Source organism: Piscibacillus halophilus (assembly GCF_900110685.1).
Taxonomy (GTDB): domain Bacteria; phylum Bacillota; class Bacilli; order Bacillales; family Alkalibacillaceae; genus Piscibacillus; species Piscibacillus halophilus.
Genome location: NZ_FOES01000047.1, coordinates 1 through 18,085 on the forward strand (window position 1 = coordinate 1; position 18,085 = coordinate 18,085).

The 18,085-nt window shown below is 36.2% G+C and carries 23 protein-coding genes, 1 pseudogene and 1 riboswitch; of the genes and pseudogenes, 7 read left to right on the top strand and 17 right to left on the bottom strand.

Annotated features, from left to right (window positions below; translation table 11 throughout):
* Positions 1-579: 579 nt before the first annotated feature.
* The 4 genes from BMY57_RS13945 (at position 580) to BMY57_RS16155 (ending at position 2,692) form a co-directional block, all read left to right on the top strand.
* A complete protein-coding gene (locus BMY57_RS13945; protein WP_091775583.1) occupies positions 580-690 on the top strand; it encodes a YjcZ family sporulation protein in 111 nt (36 codons plus the stop codon).
* Positions 691-833: 143 nt separating this feature from the next.
* Positions 834-1,439: a VrrA/YqfQ family protein gene (vrrA, locus tag BMY57_RS13950; RefSeq protein ID WP_091775586.1), complete on the top strand. Its 606-nt coding sequence runs from the start codon at positions 834-836 to the stop codon at positions 1,437-1,439.
* 100 nt (positions 1,440-1,539) lie between these two features.
* Positions 1,540-2,373 (top strand): DUF2268 domain-containing putative Zn-dependent protease, encoded by an 834-nt coding sequence (locus BMY57_RS13955; protein WP_256205320.1) that lies wholly within the window; start codon positions 1,540-1,542, stop codon positions 2,371-2,373.
* Positions 2,374-2,521: 148 nt separating this feature from the next.
* Positions 2,522-2,692, top strand: a complete 171-nt coding sequence (locus BMY57_RS16155) for a hypothetical protein (protein ID WP_177176397.1) — start codon at positions 2,522-2,524, stop codon at positions 2,690-2,692.
* A gap of 88 nt (positions 2,693-2,780) precedes the next feature.
* On the opposite strand, the gene BMY57_RS13960 is transcribed toward BMY57_RS16155, so the two are convergent.
* Positions 2,781-3,284, bottom strand: a complete 504-nt coding sequence (locus BMY57_RS13960; protein WP_091775592.1) for a MarR family winged helix-turn-helix transcriptional regulator — start codon at positions 3,282-3,284, stop codon at positions 2,781-2,783.
* Positions 3,285-3,475: 191 nt separating this feature from the next.
* On the opposite strand from BMY57_RS13960, the gene BMY57_RS13965 reads away from it, so the two are divergent.
* Complete coding sequence (locus BMY57_RS13965; protein WP_091775594.1) at positions 3,476-3,730, top strand: phospholipase; 255 nt, start codon at positions 3,476-3,478, stop codon at positions 3,728-3,730.
* A gap of 52 nt (positions 3,731-3,782) precedes the next feature.
* On the opposite strand, the gene BMY57_RS13970 is transcribed toward BMY57_RS13965, so the two are convergent.
* A complete protein-coding gene (locus tag BMY57_RS13970; protein WP_091775597.1) occupies positions 3,783-3,890 on the bottom strand; it encodes a YjcZ family sporulation protein in 108 nt (35 codons plus the stop codon).
* Positions 3,891-4,107: 217 nt separating this feature from the next.
* On the opposite strand from BMY57_RS13970, the gene BMY57_RS16160 reads away from it, so the two are divergent.
* Complete coding sequence (locus BMY57_RS16160) at positions 4,108-4,275, top strand: hypothetical protein (RefSeq protein ID WP_175615663.1); 168 nt, start codon at positions 4,108-4,110, stop codon at positions 4,273-4,275.
* Between the two features lie 170 nt (positions 4,276-4,445).
* On the opposite strand, the gene BMY57_RS13975 is transcribed toward BMY57_RS16160, so the two are convergent.
* The 14 genes from BMY57_RS13975 to BMY57_RS14040 form a co-directional block, all read right to left on the bottom strand.
* Entirely contained in the window at positions 4,446-4,709 is a 264-nt protein-coding gene (locus BMY57_RS13975; protein WP_091775600.1) for a hypothetical protein, read from the bottom strand.
* 84 nt (positions 4,710-4,793) lie between these two features.
* Positions 4,794-5,012, bottom strand: coding sequence for a spore germination protein (locus BMY57_RS13980; RefSeq protein WP_091775602.1), 219 nt, complete (start codon positions 5,010-5,012; stop codon positions 4,794-4,796).
* Between the two features lie 82 nt (positions 5,013-5,094).
* Positions 5,095-5,241, bottom strand: a complete 147-nt coding sequence (locus BMY57_RS13985; RefSeq protein WP_091775605.1) for a YjcZ family sporulation protein — start codon at positions 5,239-5,241, stop codon at positions 5,095-5,097.
* Positions 5,242-5,341: 100 nt separating this feature from the next.
* A complete protein-coding gene (locus tag BMY57_RS13990; protein ID WP_091775607.1) occupies positions 5,342-5,425 on the bottom strand; it encodes a YjcZ family sporulation protein in 84 nt (27 codons plus the stop codon).
* 192 nt (positions 5,426-5,617) lie between these two features.
* Positions 5,618-6,502, bottom strand: a complete 885-nt coding sequence (locus BMY57_RS13995) for an AraC family transcriptional regulator (protein ID WP_091775609.1) — start codon at positions 6,500-6,502, stop codon at positions 5,618-5,620.
* A 123-nt stretch (positions 6,503-6,625) separates the two neighbouring features.
* Positions 6,626-7,189, bottom strand: coding sequence for a DUF1541 domain-containing protein (locus BMY57_RS14000; protein WP_256205318.1), 564 nt, complete (start codon positions 7,187-7,189; stop codon positions 6,626-6,628).
* Positions 7,186-7,638, bottom strand: a complete 453-nt coding sequence (locus BMY57_RS14005; RefSeq protein WP_256205319.1) for a DUF2243 domain-containing protein — start codon at positions 7,636-7,638, stop codon at positions 7,186-7,188. The genes BMY57_RS14000 and BMY57_RS14005 overlap by 4 nt, the downstream gene beginning before the upstream one ends.
* A gap of 110 nt (positions 7,639-7,748) precedes the next feature.
* A complete protein-coding gene (locus tag BMY57_RS14010; protein ID WP_091775638.1) occupies positions 7,749-8,390 on the bottom strand; it encodes a hypothetical protein in 642 nt (213 codons plus the stop codon).
* Positions 8,391-8,535: 145 nt separating this feature from the next.
* Entirely contained in the window at positions 8,536-10,059 is a 1,524-nt protein-coding gene (locus BMY57_RS14015) for a SulP family inorganic anion transporter (RefSeq protein WP_091775615.1), read from the bottom strand.
* Positions 10,056-10,652 (bottom strand): xanthine phosphoribosyltransferase, encoded by a 597-nt coding sequence (locus BMY57_RS14020; protein WP_091775618.1) that lies wholly within the window; start codon positions 10,650-10,652, stop codon positions 10,056-10,058. The genes BMY57_RS14015 and BMY57_RS14020 overlap by 4 nt, the downstream gene beginning before the upstream one ends.
* A 145-nt stretch (positions 10,653-10,797) precedes the next feature.
* A riboswitch (purine riboswitch) is annotated at positions 10,798-10,899 on the bottom strand.
* A gap of 104 nt (positions 10,900-11,003) precedes the next feature.
* On the bottom strand, positions 11,004-12,653 hold the full coding sequence (locus BMY57_RS14025) for a glycerol-3-phosphate dehydrogenase/oxidase (protein ID WP_091775621.1): 1,650 nt from the start codon (positions 12,651-12,653) through the stop codon (positions 11,004-11,006).
* A gap of 176 nt (positions 12,654-12,829) precedes the next feature.
* Positions 12,830-14,320, bottom strand: coding sequence for a glycerol kinase GlpK (glpK, locus tag BMY57_RS14030; protein ID WP_091775624.1), 1,491 nt, complete (start codon positions 14,318-14,320; stop codon positions 12,830-12,832).
* 73 nt (positions 14,321-14,393) lie between these two features.
* Positions 14,394-16,412 (bottom strand): alpha/beta fold hydrolase, encoded by a 2,019-nt coding sequence (locus tag BMY57_RS14035; protein ID WP_091775627.1) that lies wholly within the window; start codon positions 16,410-16,412, stop codon positions 14,394-14,396.
* A gap of 263 nt (positions 16,413-16,675) precedes the next feature.
* Positions 16,676-17,209 carry a glycerol-3-phosphate responsive antiterminator gene (locus BMY57_RS14040; protein ID WP_091775630.1) on the bottom strand — a complete coding sequence of 178 codons (534 nt, stop codon included), beginning with the start codon at positions 17,207-17,209 and terminating at the stop codon, positions 16,676-16,678.
* Between the two features lie 185 nt (positions 17,210-17,394).
* On the opposite strand from BMY57_RS14040, the gene BMY57_RS14045 reads away from it, so the two are divergent.
* Positions 17,395-17,781, top strand: a complete 387-nt coding sequence (locus BMY57_RS14045) for a TrmB family transcriptional regulator (RefSeq protein ID WP_091775633.1) — start codon at positions 17,395-17,397, stop codon at positions 17,779-17,781.
* Here the strand turns inward: BMY57_RS14045 and BMY57_RS14050 are convergent.
* Positions 17,762-18,085, bottom strand: a pseudogene (locus tag BMY57_RS14050) (helix-turn-helix domain-containing protein); the annotation flags it as partial. The gene BMY57_RS14045 and the pseudogene BMY57_RS14050 sit on opposite strands and share 20 nt — an antisense overlap.

Here is an 18,085-nt window from a genome sequence, read left to right on the forward strand (position 1 = left end):
GTTTAGCATTAAAAATTGTATTACTCATGTTTAAACACCTCTTTATCGTTAATCCTTACCAGCAGTAGAAATACACGAGACTCCTACGGGAACAGCACGAGCTGAAAATCACCCAAAGTGAACGTTAGTGAACTTTGGGAAGTTGAAGCCGTGCCCGTGGAAAGCGAAGTGTATTTCCACTGCGGCAGATCATAAAATTCTTTTGATAAATCGTCCTAGTTATGACTAATTTCATTATAACAATGAGAGATAATCAACATAACAAAACCCCAGTTAGGAACTTTTTTAATTAGTCCACTAACTGGGGTATAGTTCATCTTTCGCCTGTGTAGCTTTTATTTTTTATATAGAACAAGCTAAAGTATTTTTTACGAATTTTGTTCGAGAAACCCTTCTCCATTTAACCGTTTCAAAACTCATCACAACGAGTAAAAACCAAGAAAACCTCTACCTATGTACGTTCATGATTTGATATCTATTAAAACATTTAATTTAAAGACATTACTCAGCACTTGCCCTACCACAACAGATATTCACACATATATTACTAAGGAAACCACCAATAAGGAGGGGTATTATATGTCACACGGTGGATACGGTTACGGAGACGGCTTCGCCCTAATTGTCGTCTTGTTTATTTTATTAATTATTGTTGGTGCCACTTGGGGTTATGGTGGTCACGGATACTAATACGGTCATTCAGTCAAATTAGACCATTGTAATGGTGTTTAGTTATTAAACCAGTGTGTTAGTCATCTAAACACACTGGTTTATATTTATGAGTTCCATTCAATTTTTATAAATGTATCTTCTTATTGAAAGGAGGTAATCAATTGCTTCAATTATTAACATCATTATTATCGAAACAAGGACAGCAAAATCCAATTAACATGCCGCCTTCTTCTCCATTCGACCATATGATGTTTCCAGGACCTCCACAATCTTTTTCAAGTCATGTTCAACCGACAGGCTTTCTAAATTCAATTTTAAAAGGTGGTAACGTAGCGAACTCTAGATTCCCACAGATGCCATCAGGGTTAACAGGACAAACAGGGACATTCCCCCAAAATTTCAGTCCATTTTTTAACCAAATGGCTTCTCAAGGATTGTCATCCAGTGTTCCATCAGGTCTCGGAGTAACAAGCAGACTCGATCAAATAAAGTCGATTATCAATTTAGTAGAAAAATCAGCTCCGGTTATTAAACAATACGGCCCAATGGTCAAAAATGTTCCTACTATGTTTCGTTTATTAAAGGAAATGAATAATTTAGAAGACCAAGAGGATTCTAGCGAAGAACCTAACATAAATGATGTTATAACAAATACCACACAAAATAGTAACCAGAATTCTGAGGAATTTTTAACAGATGAGAATTCTCGGTATCGAAATAATGAAGACCAAGATAATAATCCCCCGCTTCCTAAATTATATATATAAATTTGAAAGCTGAGGAGGACGCAACGAAATTTTAAACAAACTGTGGACTCCTCTTCATTATTACAAAATAAATGTTTTTCAAAAGGAGAAAACTACCTTGGTGATCCAAACGAATTTATGGCTAAATCGTTTTATAACTCAATGCCAAAATAGACGTTTGAAAAACTTATACGAAATTCAACGAGAAACATTATGTTTACCAATTAAAGAAGATTTTCCAGACATCCATGAAGAAGAACTTCAATTTCATCTACTTCAACACGGCCTATTTGACCCTAAAGAATGGAGACATGTTGATGAAACCATTCAACAAATGGAACAGTTAAATGTATGGAAAACAGTAGAACAAGAGTATCAACGTTTAAAGAAGAAATGGAAAGGACCAAACGTTCCGATTTATATCTTCCCTGTAACAAATGCACAAGCTCATAAAAAGAACCATTTAAGTGATAAGGGGGGCCTTGCTTTTAAAGGAGCGGTTTTTCTATTTCTTTCACCAACATTATCCACACAAGAATTAAAAGCTTTGTTTGCCCATGAATATAATCATGTGTGTCGTTTAACTCACATGAATTTATATAATAAAGCAATCACCTTAAAAGAAATATTAATACTAGAAGGCTTAGCGGAATATGCAGTAAAAGAACTATACGGCAGTCAATACTTAGCTGCGTGGATTAATTTATATTCTAATGAAGAGATTTTAGACTTGTGGATCAACCAGTTCGTCCCCGAATTAGATCTAGTAGACAAAAGTAAGTTAGACATTTATGTATACGGTGTTGGTAACCGTCACTTCCCTAAATGGATTGGTTACAACATTGGGTATCAAATAATCGAGTCTTATCAAGAACTTAATGGACCCATCACTTCTTCTGAATTACTATTAAAACCTACAGATGAAATAATAAACGGTTCAAAATTCAAATATTAAAACCAGTTAATAACTTTAATATAAATTTATATTAAAGTTATTATTATTTTCAGGACGTTACTCTATACAAGCTTTTCTATCTCACATAATATATGATGAATAATCGATAGAAACAAGGTTATTCAATATAATTTATGGAGGTATATAAATGTCTTTCTTGGGACCTCATCTTGGATTTGGACACTTTCATGGATTCAGACCCCATCCAAGATTCAGACGTTTCCATGGATTTGGACACCATCCGAGATTCGGCCGCCGTCGCGGATTTGGACGTCGTCGTGGATTTGGTCATCACCATGGATTTAAACCTTTCTTCTAAATTAAGATACAATTGATTATTAAACTTACTACAAAAAACAGTCAGAGATCATTAAAGGGAGGGGATTTACCCCCTCCCTATTCACCACTTATTTCATATCATCACTATTTAATTTACCAGGTAATCTTTTTAACCAATTTACATACTCATCTCCGTGAAATAATTGATTTATTTTTTCCAAATAATCTAGGGTGATCTGGACATTCTCTTTTTCGGTAGGGAGGCCCATATCCTTCTTCAAAAGTTCAAAAACATCATTTTGATTATCAATCATTGACAATTTTCGCTTTTCAGCACCTTGGGTAGTCAGTTTGACATATGAATATCGATGATCTTCACTTTTCTTGATTGTCGTTACTAAACCTTTATTCTTTAAGCGTGAAATAACCTGTGTTACGGTCGATGAATCTAATAAGGTTAATTCTGACATCCTGGATATAGTAGCTTCTTCTTCAAAGTAAATTGTCCAGATAAAGTTTAATTCTGTTAATGTTAACCCAAGCTTTTGAGCAGATTTATTTAAATCTTTTTCTATAGCTTTATACAATCCACGTGTTAAGCATATAAAATAAGGAAGACTAGATTCATCCATTATAAACTCACCTCTCCCATGTTTAATCCCTTTATTAAAGTGTTTTAATATATGTATTGTCAGAAAAAATCATACCACTTCAAATATCAGTTTAATTGTTCTTTATATTAGGTGACTATTATAATTCATCCATTTAACAAGCATATGATATATTAATAGATTTTTTATCAAAGGACTAAGGAGGGCTACTGATGGGATTTTGTGTTTTTCCTGGATATAGATATTGCGGTCCTGGCTGTAGCGGTCCTGGAGCACCTATAAACAGAGTTGATGCAGCTTGTCGAGCACATGATCAATGTTATAGAAGTAACGTTCCAAGAGCCAGATGTGACCAAGAATTTATGAGACGTCTCCAGCCACTCATTCATCCCCATACCAGAGAGGGAAGGCACGCTCGTACTATCTATAATTTTATGAAGTTACGCTCACGTTTTAATCGTTTTTAAAAAATTTATGTAAAATAAAGTTGCAACTGAGTGCAACTTTATTTTTTGAATATTAGTATCCGTATCCGTCACCCCAAGAAGCTCCAATGATAATTAGTAAAATAAACAACACCACAACTAAAGCGAATCCGCCGCCGTATCCATATCCTCCATCTGACATGTACTTTCACCCCTTTTTTATTTCTTCATTGTCAGCGTATGCCAAATTCAATTTATTGTTAGGGCATTCGCTGAGTTTTTGAAATAAACCTTTAAATACAAAATAATTCACAAAAATATATTCATACCCAATACTCACCCACACAATTTAGCTTTTTACCCATACATTATTCTATAAAAGTGATGAATACATTATTTTAAAAAGGAGTTGAACAGCCGTGATGGATGAAAGAGATATGAATGAAAATATCGAAAACCAAGAAGAGATGGATACCCATAGAGAAGAAAATGTAGATCCATGGTCGTCTCTTTTATTTGGTAGAAGACAGCCTAGAAGAATGCCTGAACAGGATCACAATCCAGAGACTAATGAAGATCAGGAATAGTTAATACAATCTATTAGAGGTTCACCCTATATTATATAATTTGATATAGTAGATATTGTCTTTACTAATAGTCAATATCTACTTTTTTTATAAAAATAATAGTGCAGAACACACCCAAAGGAGCATGTTCTGCACATAAATAAAAGCCATAAAAACTTGCTTTTATTAAATTACCAAATGAACGCTGAAGCTAACGCAACACCTGCTATAAATGAAAGAGCAATCGGGACACCAAATCCAAATCCTCTTCGGAAGCCTCCGAATCGACCATATCCATATCCAAAACCACCAGGCGCTCCAATTGGATCAATCCACACTCTACTTGGTGTCACCCTATTAATTCTTCCTACATGAACTCTTCCATTACGCTCCCTAATTCTGACGACTCTCCCATGATATCTACAACACATATCATAAATATGTGGGTTCGACATATAATCTCTCTCCTTTCTCTTATATTTTATGAACCTAAACTTAATAAGATTGGTTAAACGTTTAAAATAATAGACTTTTAAACATTAAGCATTCGAAATAATAGGTTGATCACTGATATCTGGATCAATAGCACCAGTCGAATTCAATAAATTATTCGTGTGAATAACGAACCCAGTATTTAGCGACCCTGATCCAGTGTTAGATTCTGATGAAGATTTTGGGGAAATATAAAATGAATCACCAAAGTTAATGGTTCCACCATCCACACTATTAATGACAGTTGAACCAACGATAGTTGGCATCTTTCTACGCTCCTCTCATTTCAGATAAAAAACCCCTTATCCCTATAAAAGGGATAAGGGATCATAGGCATAGCATATTTTCTTAACATTTATTAAATGCTGTTGCTCCTACGATAATTAATAAGATAAATAATACAACGATTAAGGCGAAGCCACCGCCATGGCCATAACCGCCGTAACCACCATATCCTTGGCCATATCCACCAAGGCCTCCGAATCCACAAGACATCTTTAAACCCCTCCTTATTCTTACTAGAGAAAATTAATTACCATTTAAACCTATTGTGTTATACGAAGAAAGGAAAACATAGGCAAAGTACTTTAATACCTTAGTACCAAGAAGCACCTACGATAATTAATAAAATAAACAGCACAACAATTAACGCAAATCCGCCACCATAACCGTAGGACATATCCACACTCCTATTCTATAAATTATTAGAGTATTAACTCTTTCTACTTACTCTTATTCTAGATAAACTATTATCGTATGGACGATAGTCATATGAATAGAAAATTATAAGATTAATATATGGACCTAAAAATTAAAAGAACCGAGATTACGGACTCTATCCGTTTACTCGGTTCTTAATTGATTCCATAATTTACTGATGAAGATTACTTTTTTCAACAGGAATCCATATTTCACTTTTAAAATGAGGAGAGGATGTGTCTGGATGTTCATTCCATAAAATCTCTGGCCCATTTACTTGTTCAAAGTTCGAAGATGGAAACCATTCTGAGTAAATCCTCCCCCATGTTTCTTGTAATGTCTCAGGAAAAGGTCCCTCAGATAAAAATACTGCCCACGTCATAGCTGGTACCTCAAGAGCCGTAAATCCCTCAGGACCATCCTGATCTGTTGCAACCCCAATATAGTGATCTAATCCACCTTTTTCTTCCATACGTCCTTCTGAAAAATTGGTTGAAGCTTGTATGATTCCTTTTGGTTCCAAATTAGATAAGCTTTTTAATTGTTTGATTTTCTCTTCATTTAACTCTTGCCACATAGCTGAAATATGTGGATTTTCACCTTCAAAAACAATAGGAACCCTCTTCATGATGCCAACCACACGAAACGCTTCTTTTTCTACAATTCGATAATCCATTTCTGTCCCTCCTGAAATTTTCAATTGGACAGTCATGCGTGGATACGCTTTTAAGGATTGACCTTGCCTCTTCACTTCAGATGGAGTAATTCCATGTACGTGCTTAAAGGCCCTTGAGAAAGCGTCGGCTGATTGATAGCCGTATTTAATTGCCACATCAATGATTCTAGCATTTTGGTCTAACAATTCATTAGCCGCCAATGACAAACGTCTCCGCCGAATATACTCAGATAATGAAACGCCTGTTAAAAACGCAAACATCCTTTTAAAGTGAAACTCTGAACAGTAAGCTCTCTTAGCAACTTCCCCTAAATCCATTTCATCAGTTAAATGGTCTTCAATATATTGAATCGCTTGATTCATTCTATTTAGCATATCCATACCATGACCACCTTTCGAAGACCATATTATCAAGAAAATGACTACTAAATCCGACAATCTATGCTTTGTTTAGTCGTGGCAACAACTTTCTTACCTTTTAATTACTAACTTTGATTTAGAAATTTATTCTAATGACTCAAGTTCCTCTTCCACCACCCATTTATGATTCGTTACTTTTCTTCCATTTGGTAAATTGAAATTAACCATATAAACTGTGGTCGATAATGAATAGTCAATGTTATGTATAGTATCCTTCATACCTTTCATATGTTCTGCATTAGTATGTACCTTCGTTCCCTTTTCTAGCTTCCCTTCCCCAACATCTAAAAACTCCTCCTGTACAATCCATTTATGCTCTTCAATTGTTATACCAGTATTAGTTGATGTATATGTCGTGGCATAAGCTGTCGTTTCATAAGCTCCAACAATCGTCACTTCAACCCCATCCATCATCCCAGACATATGATCAGCCCGACTAATTGCATTACTACCTACAGGATAGGTTGGATCTTCTGCAGCCTTTAACTCTCTTGGAACTTCTGATGACCCATGATAAATCATATCTAGGTGGTGGTTCATTACGATTTCTTCACCAGTTAACACACGGTAATGGGGATTTTGGAACACATAAAACACAAAAAATCCGATAAACAATGCCATAATTATCATCATATCTTTCTTTGTCATGTTCTCTCTGCCTTTTGATCTAATCTTTTTAACCATAAACCAATGAAGACCATTACCACACCAGAAGCTAAAAATGCTAAATCATATAAGAGTGGATTTTCCGCCATCGGTCTAACCCGGTGGACTTGTAAAATGTGATGATCAATGATCCCTTCAACTAAATTAAATACGCCACCGCCAATAAAAATCCCGCTTAAAAAGATCTTCCAACTATAACCCAATTCATCATTCCGAGCATCTCGAAAAATTTTTATAGCACCCCAAACCATTAAAGCTGAAAATAAAGCAGTAAAAACCCCATCTGTTATGATTTCTAATTTTATATTTGAACTAAGAATCAAGTGATGCCACTGTAATAACTGGTGAAAGACGATTCCATCAATGGCACCAACCATTCCTAAACCAAGAATAAACCCAGCCGTGAATAAATTTTTATCTTCCTTAGTCAACTTGATCATCCTTCTATCGATACTTATTGATAAAAGGATAGACATAATTGATTAACTTAATACTTTAGCTGTAGATGTAAAGAAATTAACGAAAAGTGAATTCCTTCATTCTAAGACTCTTTTTTGGGAAAAATGGTATAAGACCATGAATATATAAAGTCAACCACAAACACAATCATCCAGACCATACCAATACCATAAACCGTTTCGTTTGGATACGGTGAATCTTCGTATTGTCCCGCTTCGAACCAGGACCAGTCTGTTAAGTAACCCATCATTTCTTCAAAACTATCCGTACCATAAGACCAAAAAATGAATTGCACGACCACAAAAATAACTAAATGAATCATCGCGCTTCGACGATTAATTTTTGCAATATATTTAGGGTCTCTTTGACGTTCCATCACTCGATAATCTTTCTCTGTAAGGAGTTCAACACCCCGCCATTGACCAAACTTCTTTCGCATCCATCGATCTAACTTCAAAAAGTCACTAATTCCAAAGGTGAAAGCATATATCACAAATATAATGATGATCATGGTAAAGGTAGAAAACTCACCCGTTTCTTGATAAATAACTAATCCTAAAATCGCTTCAAGCACGACTAAACCTAAGAAACTAGCAATAAAAAGTAAGCTAAATTGCTTTTTACCTAAATAATAGCGAAATAAACCAAACAATAATAACAAGATGAGTGACAATACTTCAATCGTGATAAAAATATCCCATTGATAATCCACTAACCATCTCATATAAGCCATTTCCTTTCCCATTTTAACGTGTTATTCACTTCCTAATTTTACTAAACTCCTGCTCAGATAACTATATAATATTGATAAAAATCCAATACAAAAAAGCAAGAACTCCTAATGAAGTTCCTGCTTGAAATAAATAATATTAGGAAGCTATACTTTCCTTAATTGATTGACTCTTCGTTACCTTGACTGTGCTATTCGCTTCCTGATAAGCACAATATAAAAGGAAAAATGAAACGAGCAAGTACCCTAGTGAATACTGTGGAGCAGCATTAAAGGCTAATTCTGGCGCATGCATAAATCCTGCGAAAGACAATGCAGCCGCTACTAATGAAAAAATGCTCGCCCTTACAAATTGTCTATCTATTACAAACACTGTAACCGCACCTAAAATAATGGCCGTAAACATAGCCCCTTGCCCGAGTGGGACGATCCCCTCAGAAATACCGGCGACTGTTTCACCAGCATCGGAGTTAAAGCGTGTCATGACGTAATTAGCGAAGTATGGGAGCATAGCAATCGCAACGGCTGGGAAATATTTTCTTTCATTAGATTGAAAGGCTGTTCCAACCATTGAAATTCCTACAAATACAAGAATTGGAGCAACAGTAGCAATTGGGATCACAGCAGACAGTGCCGCAATTACACCTGTCATCGCAGCCACTCCGAACACAGCTGCATTTAAAATACTATAACCACGACCAGCGCCCATTTCTTTAGAGCCAACTGTTGCAATATATACCGTCGTCGGGAATAATCCACCGAATACGGCTCCAAGCATGGTACCAACACCATCTACCGCCTGACATTCGCGTACATCATAAGAATCACCAGCTGCCGCCATGGCATCTACATTGTTCATTGTCTCAATCGCATTGTATAACGTAATAGGTAAAATAACGGCCAATAATCCAACTAATACTGTAAATAAATGCCCCATTCCCTCAAAAGCCGCTAAACTAGGTAACAACGGGTAAAAACCCACATTAGCCAATCCTTCAGAAATCTGTTCAGTCGATTGATAGCCCAATGTGAAAGCTAATACCGTTCCAATCACAATCGCAAATAATGAAGCAGGAATTTTAAACGGCATCGTCACTTTTCCAATGACGCCAACAATAATAATCACAAGTGTCACAAGACCAACCACTGGAATAGAAAACGTATTAAATAACATCTCACCCGCAATAAACGTGATAGCTACACCAGCAAGGGCTCCAAGCATGGCAGCTCTAGGAATTTGGTTGCGAACCCAGTTTCCAGTAAGACTGACCAAAGCCTCAATCAATCCACTTAAAAAAGCAGCAGCGACAGCAATTTTCCAAGCAAGTTCAGGATCGTTGGTTAAAGCATATGCTGGAGCAAGGACACCAAATAAAAACACAAACATAACTGGGGTACTGATCCCATAAGACAACGCCGTGACATCGGTTCTTCCTTCTTTCTTCGCAAGACGGTTGGCCATAAAAGCATAATATAAATTACCAACCATAACAGCAACCGCTGCACCCGGAATGACTTTACCAAAGACAATACTAGCTGGGAACCCCATGCCAAGCATGGTCACCGTAATAATCACAAAGTTTGCGAGGTTATTTTGAAACAATGCAAAAAACGCATCTGTATCTTCTTTCTTAAACCATGGATAGTTAACTGTATGATTCATCCTTTTACCTCCTCCGTTACTTCATTAAGAAAGGTTACGTTGGACCCTTCAAGCGACTTGATTCGAGCTAAAGACTCTACACGATGCCCTGCCTCTTCTAGTTTGTCACGACCATCTTGAAATGATTTTTCGATTACAAAACCAATCCCAACCAAGCTTGCACCTGATTGTTTAACCACATCAATCAACCCAAGTGCCGCCTGTCCATTTGCTAAAATATCATCAAGAATTAACACCCGATCATCCGATGATAGAAAATCCTTTGAAACCGTAATCTGATTAGTCTCCTCTTTTGTATAAGAATAAACGCTACTCGTATATAGATGATCCGTCATCGTTAATGACTTTTTCTTACGCGCAAAAACGAGTGGCACATTTAATTCATGAGCCGCCATAAAACTTGGCGCAATCCCAGATGTTTCAATTGTTAAGACTTTCGTAATATCATGACCTTGGAATCTCGAGATGAACTCTCTTCCAATCTCCACCATCAAGTTCGTATCAATTTGATGATTTAAAAACTGATCGACCTTGATCACGTGATCCGATAACACAGACCCTCTCTCCTCAATCGCTTTCTGTAGTTGTTCCATGTCAATGCCTCCCGTACAAAGATTTAAAAATAAAAAAAGCCGAATGCCAAGAATCACCAATGACTATAAGCGATTCATCACATTCGACTTTGTCTTTATAAAATAGAATACAAGACTCCATACAAGCTTAAGATACTTGTATGTTCGTATTATGAAGATCACTTGTAGTCAAGTCATTTACGGTAACTTGGTAGAAACTTGTGGGCCATATTCCCACGATTATACAAGTGTATGATTATTGAGTTGTTCGTTTATGATTGTGATTATATATTATTTCATAGAAAAATGAAACCCTATTTCGCAGAAAAACGAATGAAATACTGAAAAAAATTATGTTAGTTCGTTATCTGGCTATTTTTCAACTGGATAGGTAGCTTCATAAATCAGTTGTTCTAACTCCTCTTTATATACTTGAGCTTGTTGATCTGACCAGTTAAATTCTTTCTTCATAAATGCCATGACTGCCTCTTTGTGCTTACGTACCCAGTCTATCTCAAAGAATAAGGCACCTGTCCTTCTAACAAAAAAGTCTACTGGTTTATAAACTTGCTCCTCATCAATAGCGTATCTCAAGCAAGCATATACAACTAAATCAAGACCTTGACAATTAGGTTTGTCCTTAAGAATATCATAAATTTTATCTACATTTGACCCATAGCGGTAACTAAGCTTCTGCGCCGTTTCTTCTTTTAAGCCAAGCTCTACACCTTTTTTAATTCTATCATGCAAAAACGCTTTAAAACCATCTGAGCCATCAACATCTCCACCTGATATTGGTATGTTTTTCGTCTGTGATTTTGGATAACTTTTGTTTTCCTCTTCATGTAACTGTTTGGTTACTAAATCCACGATATTTTCAGCCATTTTACGATAACCAGTTAACTTCCCTCCAGCAATGGAAATAAAACCGGAATCCGATACGAATATTTCATCTTTACGAGAAATTTCTGAAGGTGATTTACCTTCTTCGTGTATGAGCGGTCTGATGCCTGCCCAGCTTGATTCAATATCCTCTTTCGTAATATGGACAGACGGGAATATATAATCAATACTTCTTAAAATATAATCACGATCTTCGACTGTCATTTTTGGTGAGGCAATATCTTCATTATAAGTCGTGTCTGTCGTACCCACATAGGTTTTACCATCCCTTGGAATGGCGAACACCATTCGACCATCAGGTGTATCAAAATAAACAGCTTGTTTTAAAGGAAAACGTTTAGAATCGAAAACTAAGTGAACACCTTTAGTTAATTGCAATGTCTTGCCTTTTTTCGAGCCATCAATTTCTCTTAATGTATCCACCCAAGGACCTGCCGCATTCACAACCTTCTTGGCTTTAATCTCAATTTGTGAGCCATCTATGACATCTTCTGTTTGAACACCCACAACTTTACCATTTTTATAAGTTAGGTCGGTTACTTTCATATAATTAAGGGCAAGCGCGCCTTTTTCAACAGCCTTTTTCATAACTTCTAAAGTTAAGCGAGCATCATCTGTTTTATACTCTACATAATACCCCGCTCCTTTTAAACCATCTTCCTTGATTAATGGTTCTAAGTCACGCGCTGTATCTGGTTTTAACATTTTTCGTCTTTCAGATTTTTTGACACCTGCTAAGAAATCATATACTTTCAAACCAATATTAGTGGTGAATGGTCCAAACGTACCGCCTTTATAAAATGGAAGCAACATCCACTCAGGAGTCGTTACGTGCGGTCCATTTTCGTAAACAATCGCTCGTTCCTTTCCTACTTCAGCAACAACACTTATATCTAATTGTTTTAAGTAACGTAATCCTCCATGGACAAGTTTAGTTGATCTACTAGATGTACCAGCAGCAAAGTCTTGCATTTCAACAACACCCACTTTTAAACCACGAGTGATGGCATCTAAAGCAATTCCAGCACCTGTGATGCCTCCACCAATAACAAGAATATCAAAGGTGTCACCTTGAAAACTCTCTTTAATTTCGGATCTCTTTAAGTTTGTAAACTGCATTTAATCGTTCCTTTCTATATTTAGTTCTAATGTCGTGAAAACAAAAAAAAGAGACCACAAAATCAATCTATTTTTCAGAAAAATAGATTGCTGTGGTCTCTCTCATAATCTCTACCAACTATATTAACTTATCTATTATTATATCATGCTAGTTTAATCATTTAAAGACTTAACCTTTACTTATACTCACGTGTTGCGTTAACCGCTTTTCTCCATCCATTATACAGATCCTGACGTTGGTTTTCGTCTAATTTATTGGTGAATTTTTGTTTCAACTTCCATTGTCTAGCAATTTCTTCTTTCTCTGACCAGTATCCCACTGCTAAACCTGCCAAAAATGCTGCACCTAAAGCTGTGGTCTCATTAACAGCTGGGCGATCTACTGGAACCCCTAAAATATCACTTTGAAATTGCATGAGAAAATCATTCTCCACAGCTCCACCATCAACTCGAAGCGTTTCCAGTTTAGTTCCAGAGTCTGCTACCATTGTATCTAATACATCCCTTGTTTGATAGGCAAGAGATTCAAGAGTTGCACGAATAAAATGTTCCTTAGTCGTGCCACGCGTTAACCCAAAAACAGCACCACGAGCTTCACTATCCCAATAAGGTGTTCCTAAACCGACAAACGCTGGAACAAAATATACCCCTTCGGTAGATTCTATTTTATTCGCATAGTCTTCACTTTCAGATGTTTTATTAATCATTCGCAATCCATCTCTTAACCATTGTATAGCCGAACCAGCAACAAAAATACTTCCTTCAAGTGCATACTCTACCTTTCCATTGATTCCCCAGGCTAACGTTGTAAGTAGACCTTGCTTAGATTGAACCCCTTCTTGACCCGTATTCATTAACATGAAACATCCAGTTCCATAAGTATTCTTCACCATTCCTGGTTCAAAACAAGCCAGACCGAAGAGAGCGGCTTGTTGGTCTCCAGCCATTCCTGCAATTGGAATTTGATAGCCAAAGAAATGATAGTCTACTGTATATCCATACACTTCTGAGGATTGTCGAACTTCTGGAAGCATTGTCTTTGGAATCGATAAAATATCTAGCAACTCATCGTCCCATTCCAGATTATAGATATTGAACATCAAAGTTCTAGAAGCATTTGAATAATCAGTTACGTGTTGTTTTCCACCTGTTAATTTATAAACTAACCAAGAATCGATTGTCCCAAATTTCAAATCCCCATTTTGAGCTTTTTCACGAGCTCCATCGACATGATCTAAAATCCATTTTACTTTCGTACCTGAAAAATACGGGTCAAGCAATAATCCTGTCTTTTCTTTAAAAATTTCATTATAATTTTGTTCCCTAAGCTCATGACAGATCTCTTCAGTTTGTCTTGATTGCCAAACGATCGCTCTATAGATAGGATTTCCAGTATGTCGATCCCATACGACCGTTGTTTCACGCTGATTCGTAATGCCGATTCCAGCTATATTAGCAGGAGAAATTTCAGCTTTACGTAACACTTCAGCAATACAGTTAAGAATTGAATTCCAAATCTCATTGGCATCATGCTCAACCCATCCAGGCTTAGGAAAGAACTGCTCGAATTCTTGTTGTGCCATATCTACAATCTCACCGTTTTTATTAAATAATATAGCTCGAGAGCTAGTTGTTCCTTGGTCTAGTGATAGTATATATTGTTCCAATTAAGATTCCTCCCCATCTGTCTACTAAATTCTAAAAGGTGTTTTAAGCAGTTCTTTCTTTACAAAGAAACTTTTATAAAATCGTATACAATGCTGTATTAGCAAGCGTAATCATGGTCATTAGGATCGTATTAAGGAATGTCCCGACATAGACATTACCAGTTTTTCTAAATAGATAACGGTTAAATACAGCGGCAATTAATAAAACTGGTACTAAACCAATAACTAAAATTGAAGATAGTGATTCTCCAGGGTATCCAGCTGTACCTGTTATAAATAATAAGCCATATTGGTATACGAGATAGAGGACTAAACCTCCGATAAAATGTAAAATCGCAACGATATAACCTTTCATCCCATCATACTTCTCACTAGCTGTATTAACATTTACTGATACACCAACAATAAAGAAGTAAATAAAGAACAGTGGTGCATATTTCAGTAACGCTACTACATGTTGACTTTCAAATGTTTTAACCGCAAACGTCCATAGACGGAAATCTACTGTGAATAAAGCATCTATTAAGTAAAGGAATCCATACCCAATCGCAACAGCTACAACGGCCGTTACTAAAGAAGATAGAATCGTTTTAAAACTAGCTTTCACACCGTAATTTTCAATGGTTGCTCCCTCAGGTTTCTTAGACACATAATGATAAGCCACCATTACCATTAACATAACGATTGCCACATTAATAGCCCAATATACTATTGGATTAACGGTAGGTCCACCAAAGAATTCAGAGACCTCAATAAATTCACTTTGGCTCCTTAAGAAGATGTACTGAACCACACCTAACAATAACATGACAGCTGAACCTGTTTTAATATGTTTATCAAGATTTTTAACGAACGAATAAATCAGTACGATTCCTGAGAAAGCAATCGTGACCATACTAATTTGCCTTAACAACCTCATTCCGTAAAAATCTTCCCCATACAATGCACTGAAAAAGACTGCTGGAAATAGTGCACCCAAAATAATTAAAATATGAGCAGCTAGTTTACCACCATTAGTCTTTGGCTCAGGTAACGGTGCTGGTTTCGTTGTGTAAATATTTTTAAAGAATGGCAATTTAGATAGCAATCGGATGACTGGAATAAACAACATAAAGAACCCAATCAAAGCTACAAAGGATGCATATTCCTTAAACACCCAAGTTTGACCATCATCGCCAATTTGCACTCGGTCACTATAATCTGCAAACGTCATATCATAAAAATCTATCGCGTGACCCGTAGATTCTTTCGAGAAGTGATTCCATGGATGAGTCTCATTTGGTTGGTAAATGACCCTTTTACCACCAGCCACCTCATAAACTTCACCTGCTTTAGGATTTTCTGGGTTGCCTAAAAAACCTTGACCCTCTTCTGTATGTACGTAATCCTTCTTCACAACAGGTGTTCCATTAGCAGCCGCTTCTCCATCAAAAAAGAATTCATCATACTTTCCAGCAATTTTTCCTGAGGTGCGTGGTCCATATAGACTGTTAATATCTTCATCACTGTAGTCTAATGATCTTAACCACTGATAGTCAGAACCCATAGTTAATGAACCATAAATTTTTCTTATACCGGTCTCTTCATACTGCATTTCATCTAACATGACCGCATGCGTGGAAGAGAAACCACCCATTGAATGACCTGATACCGCAATGATGCCATTACCTTCCTCATCTTTTAATACATAATCCTGGTCATACATATACTGAACCGCATCATGAATAGCATGTGGCCAGAACGAGAAAAATGGAACTGGCTTTTCCATAGTTCCTGTTGAATGCCCATGATCATATTGATCTAATGCTAAAACAACATACCCTCTTTTGGACATTTCAATCGCTTGAGCATCCTGCATTTCAGCAGAATTTAAATAACCATGTGTCGTAATCAATGTTGGTTTTGCTTCTTGATCAGCTCCATCTGGTTTATAAAGTAAACCAGAAAGTTCCCCTCTTTCTGTCTCAAAATATATTCGAGAAACATCTACATCTCCATTAGAACTATTAAATTGATAAGCTATAAAACTCCCAATCACCACAATAAGTAAAGATATGACTAACAAACTAATTGGTTTCTTTAAATAACTCATATTCTCCCCCTCAAAATAATTAGTCTTACAAAAAATTCTCATCAAACAAATAGTTGATGAATTACACCTCCTTTAAATTTAAGATAATTAAAATATTAAAAAAGACACACTAAATCCCCTTGGTAAGAACCAAGGCAATTAATGTGTCTCTTAATCTCGTCACAACATATTAACTTTATTTGTAAGTATATATTTATTTGAAAGCGTTGTCAATTTTACGAATTCTATTTTTTTATAAAATGGCTTAAAACGCTTTTTAAAACTTACCAAAGCTCCCTATTAGATGTGGTGACAGCATAAGCACCATTCTCCATAGAATTCTTAACATCCTCTTCGGTTCGTATAAGCCCCCCAGCAATCACTTTAATCCCCGTACGCTCATATATTTCCTTAATCACTCCTGGGAGAATTCCTGGTAATACTTCTATATAATCCGGTTGAATCTTTTGGCACACATTAAGGTTATGATCAAGTGCATGACTATCGATTGCAAACAAACGTTGAATCCCCATCACATTTCGTTTTTTCGCAAACGAAATAGCACTCGACTTAGTCGAGATGATGCCATCCACCTTTACATTATGTATTAAATACTCAAGACCGTATTCATCACCTTTTAACCCTTGAATTAAATCCGCATGCATAATAATTTTCTTATTATGCTGCTTAGCAAGTTTCACTATACTTTCAACTTGTGATAAACGTGTCTCTAGAAAAATGATAAGTTCATGATCCGTCTTAAGCACTTTCTCGAAATCTTTCATATTACGAAGCGCAGGAATAACACAGGTATTCATTTAATCACTCCAAACCCTAAAGATATAACCTTTACTAAGACCATTATAGTATCACAAAATCAATGAAGTACAAAGCGAAGGCTCTGAATCTATCTAGATTAAATCTGGAATTACAAAAAACAATTTTTAAAACACACTTTGACATACTACTACCTATGTAGTAACATTAAATCGGTGATAATAATATGAAAATTCAAAAAACAATTGATACATTAAAAAAGCTCGGTTTTACCGAGTACGAAGCAAAAGTCTATATTGCTCTATTACAAGAGCACCCGTTAAACGGGAACAGCATAGCTATCAAATCAGGTGTGCCTAGCCCTAAAATTTATGAAACACTCCAGAAAATGCTAGACAAAGGCTATGTTTTCACCGTTTATAGCTCTGAAAAATCAGCTTCAAAACATTATAGTCCGTTACCTTATGATGACTTAATAAATTCCATCGAGAATGAATTCTTAAGTGACATCACGTTGGTCAAAAGTTCTCTAAATACCATTACACACACTTCCAACTTAAATTGGACTGAATTATTTGTTATTGAAGGTTATGGTATTCATCAATCGCAATGACTCTCGGAAGATCTGTTGTTTCTTTTAACTTCGTTGAGCTTATCTCATCAAAACGACGCATAACCGTCGTTGGAGAAACCATAAAGCGATCAGCTACATCTTTAAAGTTTTTACCATGAATTAGCTCAATCGACAGAGCTTGATTAAACTCAACGGATTGTCTCTGATAACGTTCTACAATTGAGTTGTCCTCATAGAATCGTTTACGGCATTCTCGATCCCCGCAAATATAACGTCGTTTTCGATAAATCAACACCGTGTTTCTACCAAACGCTTGTGTATGTTGAATCTTTTGAAGCCTGTA